Source organism: Lysinibacillus sp. JNUCC 51, from assembly GCF_015999525.1.
Classification (GTDB): domain Bacteria; phylum Bacillota; class Bacilli; order Bacillales_A; family Planococcaceae; genus Lysinibacillus; species Lysinibacillus xylanilyticus.
Window position 1 is genome coordinate 4,101,403 of the sequence record NZ_CP065545.1, and the last position, 17,526, is coordinate 4,118,928.

The window sequence follows — 17,526 nt, forward strand, 5'->3', positions numbered from 1 at the left end:
TTTCTAATATTCTCTATTGTTGAAAAACTCTCTGTGCTAATTCTTTTTATGATAGAGAAAATAATTCAAAATAATAAATAGGATTCTTAATTATGGAACTTTTCTGGTATTGGTTCGTATGTATTAATGTAAGGGAGATTGATATTAGAGAAGAAGGATGGGAGCGTAAAGTGTGACGCAAAAACAAACTAAGAGTGAATTTTGGGCATGGTTTAAAGCAATTGGGCTAGCAATCATTTTTACAATGGGTGTACGTTATTTTATTCTATCTCCTGTAGTTGTAAAAGGTGCTTCAATGGAGCCGACTTTTGAAAATGGAGATAAAGTCATTGTGAATAAAGTGGGACCGCGAATTTCCGATTATAACCGCTTCGATGTTATTGTCTTTGAAACAAAAGAAGATAAAAATTATATTAAAAGAATCATCGGTTTACCAGGAGATCATATAGCCTATAAAGATGACGTTTTATATATAAACGGGAAGGCTTTTGATGAGCCTTATTTAACTGAGTATAAAGAAGAATTACTTGATAAAGGTGATTTTACATATGATTTCACACTAGAGGAACAATTAGGAGAAATAACTGTACCAGAGGGGCATTTTTTCGTTCTTGGGGATAATCGTCGACGAAGCATAGATAGTAGGAGTCCAGATGTTGGATTTGTTTCGCAGAATAAAATTTTAGGAACTGCAGGCTTTGTATTGTGGCCATTCGAAAGGCTTGGTAGTACACGCTAGTTAAATTAGCTTTTATGTACATGGCTTACATTAGACTTTATAAAAGGAAGGGAAAAGTAAATGAAAATTGTTACCGTCCATCATTATGATGCGTTTAGTACGATACCTAATATGGGGAATCCAGCAGGTGTCGTCGTAGAGGGAGATCAATATAGTGAAATAGAAATGCAGGCTATTGCTAAGCAGGTGGGCTTCAATGAAACAGCCTTTGCGCAAAAATCTGATAAAGCAGATTTACGTATACGTTATTTCACGCCAGGGCATGAGATGGATTTGTGCGGACATGCAACAATGGCAACGATTTATGCTCTTAAAACAAAAGGTTTACTAGAAGATAAGTCAAAACTGACTATTGAAACGAAAGCAGAAATTCTCCCAATTGAGATAAAGGAACAGAAAGGAAAAATTCATATTACTATGCAACATGCAACACCCCAATTTAAAGCCTTTAACGGTTCAAAAACTAAGCTTGCACAATCTATTGGACTAACAGAGGAAGCGATACATCCTGAATTACCGATAGTCTATGGAAGTACAGGAATTTGGACATTGATAGTACCTATAAAAAATTTATCATACTTTGAAAAAATGACTCCGCAAACTGCAAATTTTCCGGATGTCCTTGACGAAATGCCAAAAGCATCCGTCCATCCTTTTTGCTTAGAGGCATTTGATAAGAATGCAGATATGCACGCAAGACATTTTTCATCACCTTATTCTGGAACAATTGAAGATATAACTACAGGTACTGCCTCTGGTGTTATGGGGGCATATTTTGCAGAGTATATCGATCGAGCAGCTCAATTGCCAAAAACACTTACCGTAGAACAAGGTCAGGAACTTGAGAAAGATGGGCGTGTGCATGTACACGTGAAAAATGTTGAGGGGAAACTGAATATTTCGATTACAGGAACGGCTGTACACGTGAAGGAACTAAAAGTGCATATATAAAAAGGAAACCGCTTATAGTATTTTTTTAACTAGGAAGCGGCCCCCTTTTAAAATGCCATTCATTCCATTAATGTTTAATTTCTTCAATAACTTTTTCTTTTAAATCTGCATCCATAGATGAAAGCTTAACGTTATTTGTAAGACGTTCTTTTAATTCGCGATCTGTCATAATACCACGTTCTTCTAGAATTTGAACAAGTAATTCTAACGTCATTAAATTTTTAATATCTGCTGCTTTTGTATCCATTTTAAATGCCTCCGAATGTATAGTATTTCTACCTCTTTAGTGTACTCCTTTTTTAGAAGGACGACGTAAAATGGTCAAAACAAAGCGAAAATATTTCGTGTCCCGGAATATATTGAATGATTCTAGCAGTACTGGAAAATAAAAAAAGGCGGATCTTTTATTAAGATATCAGTTCTTAAATATTCGATGAAGTCTAAGATAAAAAAGGAAACTATAATATGTCTAAAGAAATGTTTGTACCAATAAACGATTTTAAATTGTATGCCAAATTGATAGGTAAAAAAAATGGTAAACCTACTGTGGTTATGGATGCGGGATATGGTGATTATTCTAAAGGGTGGATTTCTATAGTCTCTGATGTTGCAGCATTTACAGAAGTGTTAGTTTACGATAGAGCAGGACTTGGTAAAAGTGAGAAAAGTTCAAATCCTAGAACAAGTCGAGAAATGGTGAAGGAACTGAAAGAGCTTCTTACTAAATTGGAAATAGCCCCTCCATATATATTTGTAGGTCATTCATTTGGCGGAGTAAACGCAAGATTATATGCGAGTGAATATCCTAGTGACATTGCTGGATTGTTGTTAGTTGATTCTACTCCAGAGGATTACCAAGAAAGATTCCTTCCAACTATGAGAAGGGAATTTCAAGAGGCTTATAAAAAACAATTTATACACTAAGGCAATTATAAAGAATTTAAGGAAAGCCTAAAACAATTAAAAGACAATCAGATAAAATTAAACATACCGTTAATTGTTCTTTCAGCAGGTAATAAACATCACTATACTAAAGAATCTCAAGAACTGTGGAATAAAATGCAAAAGGAAATATTACAAATTTCCACTCAAAGTGAATTTATTATTGTTGAAAATAGTGCGCATTACAAACAAAATGATGCACCTTCAGTAGTCGTAGAAGCAATAAATAAGTTACTTAATAATTTTTAATATCAAAACTCCTAGCAATAGGAGTTTTATTGTTCATCATCCAAAATCGGTGATCACCTTTATTAAACCATATGTTATGTATATATATTGATTGGAGTGGAGACTAGACGCCCACCAGGAAGCTTTGCTCTGTGCGAAAGCGAAGCGACAGCAACAATGTTTTAACTGTGCGAAAGCGAAGCGACAGCAACAATGTTTTAACTGTGCGAAAGCGAAGCGACAGCAACAACAACAAAGCGCCCAGCTGGAACGGAAATCAACCCCACTCTATGATGATAAGCCTACCTAATTACTCATTGAGAATAATGCCTGATACAAAGTTGCTAGCAAAGCAACAAAGAGCATATCGTCAGAGTTAAAAAGTTTAAAAGATATACCAGTACGCACAATTTCAGTTTCTATATTACTAGCGCTTGCTATTTTTTCATCGTTACAATATAAATAGGCTGTTGAGGTAAAATCCTTTTCAAAGCGAAAAGCGAGTCCATCCATTGTAAAAGAGTAGGAAGATTCAAGTAGTTGAACCGTCTTCCTTTGTATCGGTAAAATGGATCCATCTGGCATAATAAGCTGATGGCTAACTCCCTTTGTTAATAGTGTAGATTGCACTTGAAAAAGTGGTGCTCCTAAAGTAGTTCGTGTTTCATAGCGATGTGGTAATGACTGTTGTGTAGCAACTAGCATTACAGCATTGATTACTTTTCCTACTGATGAACGTTCTACCTTTTGTAGCACACAAACCGTCTCATTTTGTTCATTCACAATAGGGATATTTGAAAAGCTTTCGAAAGCTTTTGGGTATGTAAGAGTAAATGTAGTCATAAAAAAGCCTCCAATCTACTTACTATACGGAGATGCTTTACTTCAGGTTTCATCTTAAACAAAAATTTTGATAAACAGGTAAAGAGGTACATCCAAAGGGATCAATTATGACGAGACATAATCAATCAATAAAAAAGGCTGACCGATAATGTGAAATTTTCACGATCGGACAGCCTTTAATATTATTGTTGAGGTGTGACTTCTCCTGCTAGAGCACGTTTTTCCTGCTCTGGATCGAATTCTTTTTCCATTTTTGAAACGACAACTGTTGCTACACCATTACCAATTAAGTTGGTAACTGCACGAGCCTCTGACATAAAGCGGTCAACCCCGATTAAAAGGGCAATCCCTTCTACTGGAATCATTGGGAATGCTGCTAATGTTGCAGCGAGCGTAATAAAACCTGAGCCTGTTACACCGGCCGCACCTTTAGATGTTAGCATTAAAATAGCAAGCAATGTAATTTGATGCCAAACATCTAAATCAACTCCGTAAGCTTGTGCGATAAAAATAGCCGCCATAGATAAGTAAATGGACGTACCATCTAAGTTAAAGGAGTACCCCGTTGGAATGACAAGACCAACGACTTGTTTAGAGCAACCATAGTTTTCTAATTTGCGCATCATCGAAGGTAGGGCAGATTCTGATGATGATGTCCCAATAACGATAAAAATTTCATCTTTAATATATTTAATAAACTTAAAGATACTGAATCCAAAGTAACGTGTAATAAGACCAATGATGACTACGATAAAGATAAACATTGTAATATAAACGGAAAGCATTAAAAATCCTAAGTTTCCTAGTGATTTAAGACCGAAGTTTCCGATTGTGTAGCTCATAGCGCCAAATGCACCAATCGGGGAAACTTTCATGACCATATTAACAATTTTAAAGAATATATCTGCTACTTGTTCGAAAAATTTAATGACTGGTTTAGCTGGTTCTCCAATAGCAGCAGCAGCTATACCGAATAAAACAGCTGAGAATAAAACAGGTAATAACTCTCCATTTGCAAGTGCTCCGACAACATTATCAGGTATAATTTGCATAATAAATGCACCAATACCATGCTCCGTAGCGGCAGCTGCCTCTGTATATTGGGAAACATCTGCACCGTTTGCAGCCGCTGTATTAAAGCCTTTTCCGGGTTGTACAATATTGACAACGATTAAGCCGATTGCTAGTGCGAAAGTAGAGACAATTTCAAAATAGATTAATGCCTTCCCACCAATTTTACCAACTTTTTTTACATCGCCCATACTACCAATTCCAATAACAACTGTTAAGAAAATGATAGGAGCTATTAACATCTTAATTAATTTAATAAAAATATCAGCTAATATTTTCAACTTCGCTCCGAACTCTGGGAACGTAGCACCTACAATAATACCTAGCACAATAGCAATCAGTACTTGTACAGTTAAATTTTTAAAATTTATACGCATAAAGTTCTCCCCTAACACTATTTATGAATATTATGTGAACGCTTTCATGAGGTTATCTTAGCTGAAATTTTCCGACAATAGTTTTTATGACCGTAAAGTTTCTATTGTTCATTTTGTTCATTTTCAACTGGTAAATTGATAAAATTAGTGATAGCAAGGGTTTGTGGCTGTTTTATAGTAGTTTTGTAAATTTAGAATCTATTATAATACAAAAGAAAAAATCCCCACGCTAGTGAGGATTTTAATCATTAATGAACAAAAGTATTGATCCAGCAGTGAAGAAGTACTTAAGGGGAAACAATTTTTTCGATTTCTGATAAAACATCGTTTTCTTGTACATTATTTCTATAAAAATCATAAACAGGTGCTAGTTTTTCTTTAAAGCGATGGCGTTCCTTATTGCTCATCGTATAGATCTCAAAGTTATCCTGCTGCTTAAGTTTTTGCAAATCTTCTTCGTTCATTTCTATAGCTTGTTCAAATTGCCAGTCTGTTGTTTCTTTCATAGCCTCCATAATCTGTTTTTGGATTTCTGAAGGTAGAGATTTCCAAAACTTGTCGTTAATTAAAACTGCATATCCTAAAATGCCATGCTTAGATAATGTCATATGTTTCTGCACTTTATAGAAACCTTTAGAATAAATATTGGAAGCTGTATTTTCCTGAGCATCAATAGTATTCGATTCTAAATCAGTGAAAACCTCGCTAAAGGAAGTCGGGATTGGTGTAGCTCCAACAGCCTCGAATTGCTTTTCAAGGGTTTCACTTGGCATTGTACGGATACGTAAGCCTTTTAAATCTTCAAATGTATGAATAGGTTGATCGACAGAGGTTAAATGTTTAAAGCCATTATGCCAAAAACCCAGTCCTTTTATATGAAATGGTTTAAGCTCACTTAACAATTGTTCACCAATCGAACCTGTAAGTACTTTATGCACTTCATCATCCGTATTAAAAAGGTAAGGTAAATCAAGAACCTGCCAATTTGGTATATAGGATGTCATCTTTGAGAAAGTAGGGATAATCATTTCTACTTCTCCATTTTGCAAAGCCTGAAACTCGTTTTTATCATTAAACAAGGAGGAGTTTGGGTAGACGTGTACCTTCACCTTACCATTCGTTTTTTCCTCAACAAGCTCGGCGAATTTACTTGCCGCTTGTCCTTTTGGTGTATTCTCAGCTACAACATGACTTAAATGAATCGTAATTTGTGTATCTAAGCCATGTTGCTCATCGTCATAGGGGAGAGGCTTAGCAAATAGTAAGCCTTGTTGAATACCAACTGCTAATGTTAACAATAAAACACTTACTATTGTTCCGATAATAAATTTTTTCATCAATTACACCCAATTTATTCGTATTTTCTGATGTTTTTGTTATTCTAACATATGGAGTAAGGTAAAATATAGTAGGAGGGAGGCGTACTTCTTGAAATTTCAAAAATTATCGATGAAGAGAAAAATTATGTCTCTGACTTTTTTTATTCTCATGCTCTCCTTTAGTATAGGTGGTACATTTTTGCTAGGGTTTGTCATGAATGAACAAAAAGATAAGCTTAGAAACCAAGCTTTACTTGTAGCAAAAACAGTATCACAGCTTCCTGAACTAAAAACTTACATTGCAAACAATAATTTTAACGAGGCTACGAAACATATTAATCCTGTAGTGGAGGAAATACGTGATATAAATGGGGCGCAGTATATTGTTGTACTTGATATGCAAAGGCGCAAGTACTCACATCCGAATACAGAGGAGATTGGACAATTCTCGCAGTCAGGTGATCTAAACGCAGCGTTTTCTGAGCATTATTATACATCTATCGCACATGGTGAACATGGAGATATGGTAAGAGCATTCGTCCCGATTATGAGTAAAGGAGGTAGACAAATAGGTGTAGTAGTAGTAGGCTATAGTGTTTTAACTGTAGCAGAGTTACTACAATCTATTCAAACAGAATTAATGATTACTATTTTATTATCTCTTTTCTTTAGTGCATGGGGGGCTCATACATTAGGGCTTCATATGAAAAAGCAAATGTTTGGGCTAGAGCCCCATGAAATTGCTAAAATGTATGTAGAACGAACTGAAACCTTTAACGCGATGCATGAAGGGATTATTGCCATTGATAATGACTTGACAATCACAATATTTAATGAAAAGGCATGTGACATATTAGGTGTTCACGAGCAACCTTCAACATTAATAGGGAAGAAAATTTTTACTGTATTACCGGATACACGATTACCGGAAATTTTGGAGCTAGATCACCCCATTTTTAATCGTGAGCTCTATATTAATGATCACAGTATTATGAGTAATCGTATTCCTATACAAGTTAATGGAAAAACGGTTGGAGCTGTGGCCATGTTTAAGGATCGTACAGAAGTGAAAAAGCTTGCAGAGGAATTAACAGGTGTTAAGGCATTTGTACAAGCATTACGCGTACAAACACATGAACATAAAAACAAATTGCATACAATTGCCGGTCTTTTACAGCTTGGACATCATGACCAAGCACTTTCTTACTTAACGCAAGTAAAAGAAGAACACGATGAAATTACAAATTTTCTAAATGAACGAATTAAAAATGAAAATATTTCCGGGCTATTGCTTAGTAAAATCTCCTATGCAAAAGAACAAGGAATTCTACTGGAAATTGACAGGGAAAGCCGCTTGACAACCTTTCCTAACAATTTAGATCATCATGATTTCGTTATTTTATTCGGTAACTTAATAGAAAATGCTTTTGATGCATTAAAGGATGTACAAATCGAAGAGAAAATTATCCATGTTTCTGTTGATGAGGATGAGGATGTACTAGCAATTTTAGTAACGGATAATGGTATAGGCATGACGAATGAAGTAAAGGCTCATATTTTTGATAATGGATATTCAACAAAAGAGAATAAAGGTCGTGGCATTGGACTTTTTTTAATAAAAGAAATTGTACAAAAAGGAAAGGGAGAAATTGAAGTCATAAGTGAACCGAATAAAGGAACAAGCTTTTTAATAACTTTTTACTATACTTAATAGGCTCATCATCTGATGATAATATTTGTTTTTTGATTGGAGTATAGACTGAACGACTCTGTAGGATTCATTTGACGTCCTTAAGAAAGCGCTTGGTTGTAATGGAGATCAATCCTATGAGTAATGTAATATGAATAGAGGCGGAATATTCTATGGGAACAGAGTGGCGCTCTCTTAGATAGCTTCCTTAAGTAAATATTTGCACATATAGAGATAGAACAGAGTGTATGGAGGACTAACAGTGACACAAACAAAGGTTTTATTAATTGAGGACGATCCGATGGTGCGAGAAGTTAATCGCCAATTTATTGAAAAGATAGCTGGATTTGAAGTAATTGGACAAGCCTCAAATGGAGTTGAAGGGATTGCTCAAATTCAAAAACTTAAACCAGAATTAGTATTTATGGATATTTTCATGCCAGAGCAGGATGGAGTGACAAGCTTACGAAAAATTCGTGAACTCAAGTTACCTGTAGATGTAATTACGGTAACCGCTGCAAATGATATGGAAACTGTAAAACAAGTCCTGCATTTGGGCGTCTTTGATTATATTATGAAACCTTTTTCATTTGAACGAGTGCAAGGTACGCTTGAAAATTATTTGCGCTTCAAAAAGCAAATGCAAACGGAGCGTGAATTAACACAAGGGGAGCTTGATCAGTTATTCCATTATCATGATGGACATAATGAGGTTCAGCAATCCAATGTCATACGGTCAGAAAAAAGTTTACCTAAAGGTTTTAATCGTGCAACACTGGAGAAAGTTGTGCACTATTTACAATCTGTAGAAGGAGCATCGGCAGAAGAAGTAGCCAGTGGTGTAGGTATTGCACGCGTAACAGCAAGAAGATACTTAGATTATTTAGAGAAGCAAGAGGAAATTACGATGGATGTACATTATGGTGGCATTGGTCGTCCGGTTAATTATTATTTCAGTAAATAAAAGGAAATCCTGATCGTCAAAATAGACAATCAGGATTTTTTACTACTTTAGATTTTTAAGTTGTGGATAACCAAAGTCATAGTTATCGTCTAGGCTAAAGCGTACAACCTCGAGGTAGCTTCGATCCCTCGGGCAAAAGTGGTGGAGCGTTTACTTTTGCTTTTGGGCTCTCCAGCGCTTGTCGGATGTAAACGAGCACATTAGCGCATTTGTTCTTAGTAAGGCATAATTTTGTCTACAGGCTTTGGCGTTTTAATTTTAGGTAAAATTTTATCTAATGTAACTGTACGCTCAATGTTATGTGTTGATTCATCATTTTCATCGAATTGCTCAAGGAATGAAATAACCTCTTTGACAATTGGTGTTGGCGTAGAAGCACCTGCTGTAACAGCGACGGAATTAATTCCTTTTAACCATTCGATTTTTAGCTCAGAAACGTCTGCAATTCGATAAGATGGTGTTCCTGCAATTTCAACGGACACCTGCGTTAAACGATTCGAGTTATTGGATTTTGGATCACCAACAACAATAAGTAAATCTGTTTCCCCAGCTTGCTGAGCAACTGCCTCTTGACGTACCTGGGTTGCCAAACAAATCTCCTTATGCACTTCAATTTGTGGGAATTTCTCTTTTAAACTATCCATTAAATGAGCGACATCCCATTGACTCATCGTCGTTTGATTCGTAACTAGTAATTTATCATTCGTTAAATTTAATGCATCAATATCCGAGGATGATTGCACTAAATGCACATGATCAGGTGCAACCCCAATTGCTCCCTCTGGCTCGGGGTGGCCTTTTTTACCGATATATATAATATCATAGCCATCTGCTGATTTTTCACGAATTAAATCGTGAGTAACTGTTACGTCAGGACATGTAGCATCAATGGATACTAAGCCTTTTCGCTTCGCAATTTCACGAATTTCAGGTGAAACACCATGCGCTGTGAATATAACAGTGCCAGTTTCAACTTGTTCAATAATTTCCAAACGATTCTCGCCATCTAATGTGATGATGCCATCTGCTTCAAAGGCATCCGTGACATGTTTATTATGCACAATCATACCTAAAATGTAGATAGGTCTTGGTAATGTTTTATCGAGTGCGGCGTTTCGAGCGATAACCATCGCATCAACAACACCATAGCAATAGCCACGTGGATTAATTTTTAATACTTGCATGGTTGTGACTCCTTTCAAGCTTACCTATCTACATTATAACGGACAGGGACGGTGAATACAAAGAAACCTTCATCTACATAGGCGGCTGGAAAATACGCGGTTTAGATGGAAGTGGATCAGCAGGAGTAAATGATCCATTTTGCCGAGACGATTTTCTACTTTTAGCAGAACTTGCTCCTTTGCTAGCCGCTGCTTCAGCTGCTACTGCTCCAGCCCCTGCGGCAGCTCCGGCAGCAGGAAGACCTTGAAATCCTTTATACAATTTTAAAAGTGACGGAATATTTTTTACCATTGGCATTGCCTGCTGAATGTAAGGTGTATATGTTTTCGCTGAGTTAAATAAGTTATTCGCCTGCTGCAAAAATGAACCGATTTTTGAAGGTTCCTGCATTGACGGCATTTGTCCTCCAAATGATCCTATTCCACTGGCCATAGGAAAGCCACCGGGAATTCGTGGCTGATTTGGGAAGCCTCCGGGCTGGAAAAAGGACTGTGGTGACATCTGTGGAGGTGTTGGCATTTGCATGGGCATTTGCATCGGCATTTGCATTGGCATTGGCATTTGCATGGGCATTCTCATGCCACCAGGATACATCGGGAACTGTGGTCTAAATACCATAACGATCTCCTTTCGATAGTGAATTAACATTGATGACATACCTGATTATAAGTATGATATGCAGATGGGTAAGTTAGCGTTCGAATGCGCAATAAATAACTTGGGAGATTGTAAATGTATCTGTCTATATCCTGTAAGGTTTATTTCTTTAACTTCTTTCAGCAATTATTTTTGTTTATCTGCTCGAAATGTAGCGAAAGCGAAGCGGCAGCGGTGATTATGCCGAGGCATAATTGATATACTTTAGCTCTAGAACACAGCGCTCCATGTTTAAAAGTACACAAAAAAGCGAGGTAGTCTCCAATGTAATTTTCCATTTGGAATTACCTCGCTATATTTTCTACAAATTTATTTGTGGGAAATATCTTTCAGTTTAGAAGGAGGGGCACAGACGTTAGAGGAACAACTCTTCTGTAATGAGCATGATGCGCATTTGCCCTTTTTCTGTTTCTTAATGCTTTTATATAAGGTAATACCAGCATAGCCAAATATAATGCTACCGATTAAGATATTAATCAATAAAGTCATTCTCTACACCTCACATGAATAAGTTCCCGATACCATAAATCATAAGTGCAATAATATAGGCTACAACAAATGGATATATTGTTGCAAATAAAGTCCATTTCACAGACTGTGTTTCCCGTTTTATTGCGCCTACTGTGGCTAAACAAGGCATATAAAGTAAAACAAAGGCCAAGAATGTATAAGCGCTTAAAGCAGTAAAATGTGTTGTCATCGTTGAGGATAAGACACCTTCACTTACGCCATAAATAATCGCCATTGTCGAAACAATTACTTCTTTTGCCAGGAATCCAGCAATAAGAGATGCACCGGCTTGCCATGTTCCAAAGCCAAGTGGGATAAACAACACACCAAAAGCGCCCCCAATAATTGCTAAAAAGCTGTCATCCATATTGACGTTAGCGCCATGTGGTCCTAAATAAGAAAGAAGCCAAATAATAACGGAGCCAGCAAAGATAATAGTACCAGCTTTGCGGAAAAATCCTTTTCCTTTTTCCCAAGTGGAACGCCAAAGTGTTTTAAGTTGTGGTACATGATAGGCTGGTAACTCAACAAAAAATACAGAGGTTTCATTTTTTAAAATTGTCATTGATAATATTTTTGTTACAATAAGCGCTACCACAATACCCATAACATATAGGGAAAATACTACTAACGATTGATGTGCAGAAAAGAATGCTGCACCGAACAAAGCATATACAGGTAACCTTGCTGAGCAACTCATAAACGGCGCAACAAGAATTGTTAATAGTCGTTCTCTTGGCTGTTCAATTGTTCTCGCAGCCATTACACCTGGAACATTACATCCGAAGCTTACAATCATCGGAATAAAGGCTTTGCCGTTTAAACCGAAATATTCCATAAGGCGATCCATCACAACAGCAATTCTCGCCATATACCCTGAATCTTCTAATAGAGAAATAAAGAAAAATAATACAAAGATTTGTGGAATGAAAACTAAAACACCGCCAACACCTGCAATGATCCCATCACATATTAAATGAACAATAAAAGGAGCTGCACCAATAGCTTCTATGCCTTGAGTAACAGTATCTGTAAGAGGGCCTCCTACAATGCCATCTAAGTAATCAGAAAGTGGGGTACCGATCCATGCAAACGTTGCTTGAAACATTAAAAACATAAGCGCTAAGAAAATCGGAACACCTAAAATTGGATGTGTTAGAATTTTATCAACTTTCTCTGACCATTGTGTTTCACTTTTCTCTTGTATAATTACTTCGCTATAGATGTTAGAAATATATAAATCACGTTTTTTAGCAATAGCTTTATTTAATGGTTCACCAATTTTATTCTCTAAAGCATCTCGTATTGCAGCTAGCTTTTCAAAGTATTCCTTTTCTTTCAAATAAGCGTCAACGGCTTCATTTTCCATTAAAAATTGAATCGTACACCATCTTCTTTGTTCTTCAGGAACATGCTGTAACAATGCTTCAATTTTTGAGATACCTTCTTCAATTAGGTCATCATAGGTTAATGCAAAGCGTTGTTGAGTACGGTCTGAGGCTTGAATAGCAGCATAAATACCTTCAACACCTTTACCAGTACGAGCGCTTATAGGAATAACAGGTACTCCTAGAGAACTCTGTAATTTTTCGACATCAATCGAAAGGCCTTTCTTTTTCGCTACGTCAATCATATTTAAACAGATGAAAACAGGCTTTCTAAGTTCAAGTATATCTACTGTTAATTGCATATTTCGTTCGAAGTTAGAGGCATCGATAATATTTAAAATTCCATCTACTTGATCTTCAAGTAAAAATGAAGTAACAACACTTTCATCTTTTGAAATAGGATTAAGCGTATAGACACCAGGTAAATCAATTAATTCCTTTTGTAGTTTTTTTACTTGTCCTACTTTTTTTTCAACGGTTACACCGCTCCAATTGCCAACGTATTCATATGAATTTGTCAACGTATTGAATAATGATGTTTTACCGATATTTGGGTTTCCGATTAAAGCTAATCTACTCATACTTGTTCGACCTTTATATCCATTAAATCTTTTTTTCTAAGCCCGATTTTCTGACCTTGGCATTCCAAAATGCAAGCTCCAGAAAACCATCCTTTTTGGACCATACAAACTTGACAGCCTTCTTTTATTCCAAAAGCATTTAATCGTTTACATAAAAGAGAGTCAATTTGCTGTAGATCTTTTACTTTAACTTTTTCTCCCAATTGAACCGCATGAAGGTTCATAAGATCTACCTACTTTCTTGTGAGTGATAATCATTATCGGTAAAATCTTATCATTTTTTATCTAGTGTATCAATAATAAGTTTACTGTTGAAAGTAATATTGGGATAGCAAAGTTAAAGTAAGATCAAACCTTATTCCTCATCGTGACAACGAAGCATTCTGTATCCAACACGGACATGTGTCTGGATTAACTTTGGGTTAGCTGGATTGTTCTCTATTTTCTTTCGAAGAGTAGCCATAAAAACCCTTAAACTTGGAACATCCGATTGAAGTGCGTTGTGCCAAACTTCCTTTAAAATAAAATTATGTGTTAAAACTTTGCCGACATGCTTTGATAAAATAACTAAGAGCTTATATTCAATAGGCGTCAAATGTACTTCTTTTTCATTTACAAACACTGTATTTGCCGCATAGTTTATTTGTAAATGACCATTTACAAAGACAGAAGGTTCATTTTCTTGCTGATGCTCAAACGACATTCTTCTTAAAGCTACTCGAATTCGGGCTAATAGCTCTTCAACACTGAAAGGCTTTGTAACATAATCGTCTGCGCCGGCATCTAAAGCATTGATTTTATCGTGCTCTTCGCCGCGTGCACTAACTACGATAATAGGGGTTTGAGTCCAGCTTCTAATTTTCGATATAAGCTCTACACCGTCTATGTCTGGTAGTCCTAAATCCAAAATAATAACGTCTGGATTCATGGCAAGAGCTTTTTGTAGAGCGCTATTACCATCTTTTGCAATGTCGTATTCATACTGTTGAGTTGCTAATGTCATTTTAATTAAATTGCCAATGGCTATATCGTCTTCTACTACTAGAATTCGTTTACTTATCAAATTTCATTACTCCTTTTTGGTTCATCACCAGCGTGAGGGGCTGATTTCCGCTACGACCGGGGGTAGCCCAGTCTTCGCTTCAACCAACTCATATAGATGGCACACCTTTTAACCAATGTCATCCCCAACTTTTGATGATAAGGTTCCTTTTTTTAGTGCGAAATTAAAAACCGTTCCTTTTGGTTTATTATCTGAAACTGTTATTACACTACCATGTAATTTTAAAATAGTTTGACATAGAGCCAAGCCTAATCCTAAACCTCTTCGACTATCGCTACGCTGTACTTTTCCGGTAGTAAATGGCTCAAAAAGGCTGGTTTTTATTGCATCATCTATGCCAGGGCCATCATCAGAAATGCTAAAGTGCACGAAACATTCAGATTCTTTGACCGTTAAAGTAATAACACTACCTGATGGTGTATAGGTCAATGCATTATCAATAATATTAATTAGAACTTGAATAATCAGTCGCGCATCCATTTCAGCAAATAAAAATTCTGGTTCAATATGATAGGATATTTCATGTGTATTGTTTAGACGAACGACATGCGTTAGTGCTTCTTGAATAATATCTTCTACAAGTTCCAATTGCATCTCCATTGCAAATTGTCCATCTTCTAACTTAGACACAGCAAGTAAATTTTCAACCATTTGCACAAGCCATTTCGAATTTTTATAAATATCCTCGTATATTCTACTTTTTTCATCCTCTCGTATTTGAGATGCACTGGATAGTAATATATCTGCATTACCAGAAATAGCAGTTAGCGGTGTTCTTAAATCATGAGAAACTGCGCGCAAAAGGTTTGCTCGCATTTGTTCCATTTCAGCTTCTCTAGCTACTTTTGCATTGAGTTTTTGTAAATACCATTTATCAAGTGCGAATGAAAAATCATTAATAATGGCATGCAAAATATTACGCTCAAATGCAGGTAATGGTGATTGCTTTGATAGGGCAATACCGATAACACCTTTAACATTCCCATTTGAAATAACCGGTAAATAGTAGGCATTCACTTCAGGAAATATATCAGTAGAGACACCTGCTACATGCTTATTATTGATAACCCAGCTTACTACACCATGCTCATTCGGATTCTCAAAAAAGGAAGCTATCTTAGTATTTTCAATACTAGATATGCTCTCGGTACGGAAAAAAATAGAGTTCGCAATTAAATTATTTTCTATCTCAAAAAACTTTACTGGTTTTTCTACTAATTTAACGATTTGTGACATGCCTTCAGTAATAATTTCTTCTATTGACTTAGCATGTTGTAGCCTACGATTTGTATCAAGGAGTACCTCCATTCGATAAGATTTACGAACAGCTACAATGGTTTGCTCCTTTATTTTTTTCGTTAAGCTACTTGTAATCAATCCGGAAAGGAACATGATCACAAAGGTCATCGGATAGTCGCGATGATAGGCGTTAAATGAAAATCGTGGTTCTGTAAAAAAATAATTAAAAAGCAGTACTGCTATGATGGAGCTAATAATGCTCATCATCCATCCTGATGACCAAATGGCAAGAATTAAGATACCTAAAATGTAAATAGTAATGATGTTCGAGTCACTGACACCAATTGTGTAAAAATATAGCCCAACAACTGATACTATGCCAAACACTATAGCCATTTTTAATAAGTCAAGCCATTCAAACGACAGCTTATTTTTTACAGTAGGGAAGTAGAATTGTTCATTTTCTTGATCTGGGACTATGTGTATGGCTAAATTCGGAACATATTCGTTGAGTCGATCACTAATTTTTGTGTTTGGTAGCCACCATTTTTTTCTCATGCTAGTTCTACCAATGACTAATTTAGTGACACCACTAATTTGTGCATAGTTGGCAAGGGCAGCAGCTACATCATCTTCCTGAACAATTACGACATGACCGCCAAGCTGTTCAACAAGCTTTATATGCTGCTGAAGTCGTTCAGAATTTGGGTTATTCCTATCATGCTCCTGTACGTTTTGAACGTAAAGAGCTGTAAATTTCCCGTGTAATGCCTGTGCTAATCGTGCGGTAGTTCGAATAACCTTGGCATTCGTAGGAGAGCTACTAATCCCAACAAGTAAATGTTCTTCAATTTGTACATGATGCTTAATAGATTCGTCGCTGTTTACCTGCTTATAGTTAATCGTATCTGCAGCTCTCCGTAATGCAATTTCTCGAAGTGATACTAAATTTTGTTTGCGAAAAAAAGATTGTAACGCTTTTTCAGCTTGTTGTTTTACATAAATTTTGCCTTCTTGTAGGCGCTGGATTAACTCATCTGGTTCAATATCGACAATTTTTATTTGTGCGGCTTGATCAATTAAATAATCTGGAATACGCTCCCGTACTTTTATCCCAGTTATTTCTTCAACTATATCGTGTAGGCTTTCAATATGTTGAATATTTACGGTTGTATAGACATGAATGCCCTTTGCAAGTAATTCCTCTACATCTCCAAAACGTTTCTTGTGACGCATTGTTGGAACATTCGTATGTGCCAATTCATCGATAATGACAATTTCCGGTTTGCGCTTTAGTACTTCATCAATATCTAATTCCTGAAAAGGTTTCCCTTTATAAATTATTTTTTTCGTGGGGATTTGCTCAAGTCCCTCGAGTAAAGCTTTCGTATCTGGACGAGGATGTGGTTCTACATAGCCAACTACCACATCTTTACCAAGTTTTTGTGCTTGATGTGCTGCATCTAACATTGCATAAGTTTTACCTACACCAGCAGCATAACCAAGAAAGATCTTTAGCTTCCCTATAAATTGTTCTTCCTGCTGAAGCCTCGCTAAAAACGTCTCTGGGGTTGGACGTGTATTTTCCATCCTCTTTCACCTCATTTGTATTATAGCGCTATCTTCCATTAAGAAAGTATTAAGATTTTTCCTCTTTATAGTTTCTTAATAGGAAAAGCGATTTCCTAACACTACATTAATTTGAAAGTCAGTATGATGAGAGCATCCAAATTAGAGAAGGGGTGTTTCGGTTGATGGACTTTTATATGATTGGCTTAC

16 protein-coding genes and 1 pseudogene are annotated in these 17,526 nt (G+C 36.3%); 6 read left to right on the top strand and 11 right to left on the bottom strand.

Annotated features, from left to right (window positions below; all coding sequences use genetic code 11):
• Positions 1–172 precede the first annotated feature (172 nt).
• Both lepB and JNUCC51_RS19785 read left to right on the top strand, forming a co-directional pair.
• Entirely contained in the window at positions 173–739 is a 567-nt protein-coding gene (gene lepB, locus JNUCC51_RS19780; RefSeq protein ID WP_337989412.1) for a signal peptidase I, read from the top strand.
• Positions 740–799: 60 nt separating this feature from the next.
• A complete protein-coding gene (locus tag JNUCC51_RS19785; protein ID WP_337989413.1) occupies positions 800–1,690 on the top strand; it encodes a PhzF family phenazine biosynthesis isomerase in 891 nt (296 codons plus the stop codon).
• A 67-nt stretch (positions 1,691–1,757) separates the two neighbouring features.
• Here JNUCC51_RS19785 and JNUCC51_RS19790 read toward each other — a convergent pair whose 3' ends face one another.
• Positions 1,758–1,937: a hypothetical protein gene (locus JNUCC51_RS19790; protein ID WP_337989414.1), complete on the bottom strand. Its 180-nt coding sequence runs from the start codon at positions 1,935–1,937 to the stop codon at positions 1,758–1,760.
• A 218-nt stretch (positions 1,938–2,155) separates the two neighbouring features.
• Here JNUCC51_RS19790 and JNUCC51_RS19795 point away from each other — a divergent pair.
• Positions 2,156–2,881: pseudogene (locus tag JNUCC51_RS19795) on the top strand (alpha/beta fold hydrolase).
• Positions 2,882–2,972: 91 nt separating this feature from the next.
• A complete protein-coding gene (locus JNUCC51_RS19800; RefSeq protein ID WP_337989415.1) occupies positions 2,973–3,170 on the top strand; it encodes a hypothetical protein in 198 nt (65 codons plus the stop codon).
• Here the strand turns inward: JNUCC51_RS19800 and JNUCC51_RS19805 are convergent.
• The 3 genes from JNUCC51_RS19805 to JNUCC51_RS19815 all read right to left on the bottom strand — a co-directional run bounded on the left by JNUCC51_RS19805 (position 3,167) and on the right by JNUCC51_RS19815 (position 6,488).
• Positions 3,167–3,703, bottom strand: a complete 537-nt coding sequence (locus JNUCC51_RS19805; RefSeq protein ID WP_337989416.1) for a tubby C-terminal domain-like protein — start codon at positions 3,701–3,703, stop codon at positions 3,167–3,169. The two genes, JNUCC51_RS19800 and JNUCC51_RS19805, sit on opposite strands and share 4 nt — an antisense overlap.
• A gap of 182 nt (positions 3,704–3,885) precedes the next feature.
• Entirely contained in the window at positions 3,886–5,151 is a 1,266-nt protein-coding gene (locus JNUCC51_RS19810; RefSeq protein WP_337989417.1) for a dicarboxylate/amino acid:cation symporter, read from the bottom strand.
• 287 nt (positions 5,152–5,438) lie between these two features.
• A complete protein-coding gene (locus tag JNUCC51_RS19815) occupies positions 5,439–6,488 on the bottom strand; it encodes a TRAP transporter substrate-binding protein (RefSeq protein WP_337989418.1) in 1,050 nt (349 codons plus the stop codon).
• Between the two features lie 112 nt (positions 6,489–6,600).
• Here JNUCC51_RS19815 and JNUCC51_RS19820 point away from each other — a divergent pair, with 112 nt between their 5' ends.
• Positions 6,601–8,181: an ATP-binding protein gene (locus JNUCC51_RS19820; protein WP_443137012.1), complete on the top strand. Its 1,581-nt coding sequence runs from the start codon at positions 6,601–6,603 to the stop codon at positions 8,179–8,181.
• Between the two features lie 241 nt (positions 8,182–8,422).
• The gene (locus JNUCC51_RS19825; protein ID WP_100545988.1) at positions 8,423–9,124 is read left to right on the top strand and encodes a response regulator; all 702 of its coding nucleotides are present in this window, start codon (positions 8,423–8,425) and stop codon (positions 9,122–9,124) included.
• A gap of 215 nt (positions 9,125–9,339) precedes the next feature.
• On the opposite strand, the gene JNUCC51_RS19830 is transcribed toward JNUCC51_RS19825, so the two are convergent.
• The 7 genes from JNUCC51_RS19830 to JNUCC51_RS19860 form a co-directional block, all read right to left on the bottom strand.
• Positions 9,340–10,308, bottom strand: a complete 969-nt coding sequence (locus tag JNUCC51_RS19830; RefSeq protein ID WP_337989419.1) for a 4-hydroxy-3-methylbut-2-enyl diphosphate reductase — start codon at positions 10,306–10,308, stop codon at positions 9,340–9,342.
• A 73-nt stretch (positions 10,309–10,381) separates the two neighbouring features.
• Complete coding sequence (vrrA, locus tag JNUCC51_RS19835) at positions 10,382–10,927, bottom strand: VrrA/YqfQ family protein (protein WP_337989420.1); 546 nt, start codon at positions 10,925–10,927, stop codon at positions 10,382–10,384.
• 348 nt (positions 10,928–11,275) lie between these two features.
• Entirely contained in the window at positions 11,276–11,455 is a 180-nt protein-coding gene (locus JNUCC51_RS19840) for a FeoB-associated Cys-rich membrane protein (protein WP_337989421.1), read from the bottom strand.
• Between the two features lie 10 nt (positions 11,456–11,465).
• Positions 11,466–13,445, bottom strand: coding sequence for a ferrous iron transport protein B (feoB, locus tag JNUCC51_RS19845; RefSeq protein WP_337989422.1), 1,980 nt, complete (start codon positions 13,443–13,445; stop codon positions 11,466–11,468).
• Positions 13,442–13,669: a FeoA family protein gene (locus JNUCC51_RS19850; protein ID WP_049663835.1), complete on the bottom strand. Its 228-nt coding sequence runs from the start codon at positions 13,667–13,669 to the stop codon at positions 13,442–13,444. The genes feoB and JNUCC51_RS19850 overlap by 4 nt, the downstream gene beginning before the upstream one ends.
• A 131-nt stretch (positions 13,670–13,800) precedes the next feature.
• Entirely contained in the window at positions 13,801–14,505 is a 705-nt protein-coding gene (locus JNUCC51_RS19855; protein WP_100545994.1) for a response regulator transcription factor, read from the bottom strand.
• A gap of 111 nt (positions 14,506–14,616) precedes the next feature.
• Positions 14,617–17,337, bottom strand: coding sequence for a sensor histidine kinase (locus JNUCC51_RS19860; protein ID WP_337989423.1), 2,721 nt, complete (start codon positions 17,335–17,337; stop codon positions 14,617–14,619).
• Positions 17,338–17,526: the final 189 nt, after the last annotated feature.

Coding starts and splice junctions, on each gene's coding strand:
- JNUCC51_RS19785 (WP_337989413.1), top strand. CDS start 800: ATGAAAATTGTTACCGTCCATCATTATGATGCGTTTAGTACGATACCT.
- JNUCC51_RS19790 (WP_337989414.1), bottom strand. CDS start 1,937: ATGGATACAAAAGCAGCAGATATTAAAAATTTAATGACGTTAGAATTA.
- JNUCC51_RS19805 (WP_337989416.1), bottom strand. CDS start 3,703: ATGACTACATTTACTCTTACATACCCAAAAGCTTTCGAAAGCTTTTCA.
- JNUCC51_RS19810 (WP_337989417.1), bottom strand. CDS start 5,151: ATGCGTATAAATTTTAAAAATTTAACTGTACAAGTACTGATTGCTATT.
- JNUCC51_RS19815 (WP_337989418.1), bottom strand. CDS start 6,488: ATGAAAAAATTTATTATCGGAACAATAGTAAGTGTTTTATTGTTAACA.
- JNUCC51_RS19820 (WP_443137012.1), top strand. CDS start 6,601: ATGAAGAGAAAAATTATGTCTCTGACTTTTTTTATTCTCATGCTCTCC.
- JNUCC51_RS19830 (WP_337989419.1), bottom strand. CDS start 10,308: ATGCAAGTATTAAAAATTAATCCACGTGGCTATTGCTATGGTGTTGTT.
- vrrA (WP_337989420.1), bottom strand. CDS start 10,927: ATGGTATTTAGACCACAGTTCCCGATGTATCCTGGTGGCATGAGAATG.
- JNUCC51_RS19840 (WP_337989421.1), bottom strand. CDS start 11,455: ATGACTTTATTGATTAATATCTTAATCGGTAGCATTATATTTGGCTAT.
- feoB (WP_337989422.1), bottom strand. CDS start 13,445: ATGAGTAGATTAGCTTTAATCGGAAACCCAAATATCGGTAAAACATCA.
- JNUCC51_RS19850 (WP_049663835.1), bottom strand. CDS start 13,669: ATGAACCTTCATGCGGTTCAATTGGGAGAAAAAGTTAAAGTAAAAGAT.
- JNUCC51_RS19860 (WP_337989423.1), bottom strand. CDS start 17,337: ATGGAAAATACACGTCCAACCCCAGAGACGTTTTTAGCGAGGCTTCAG.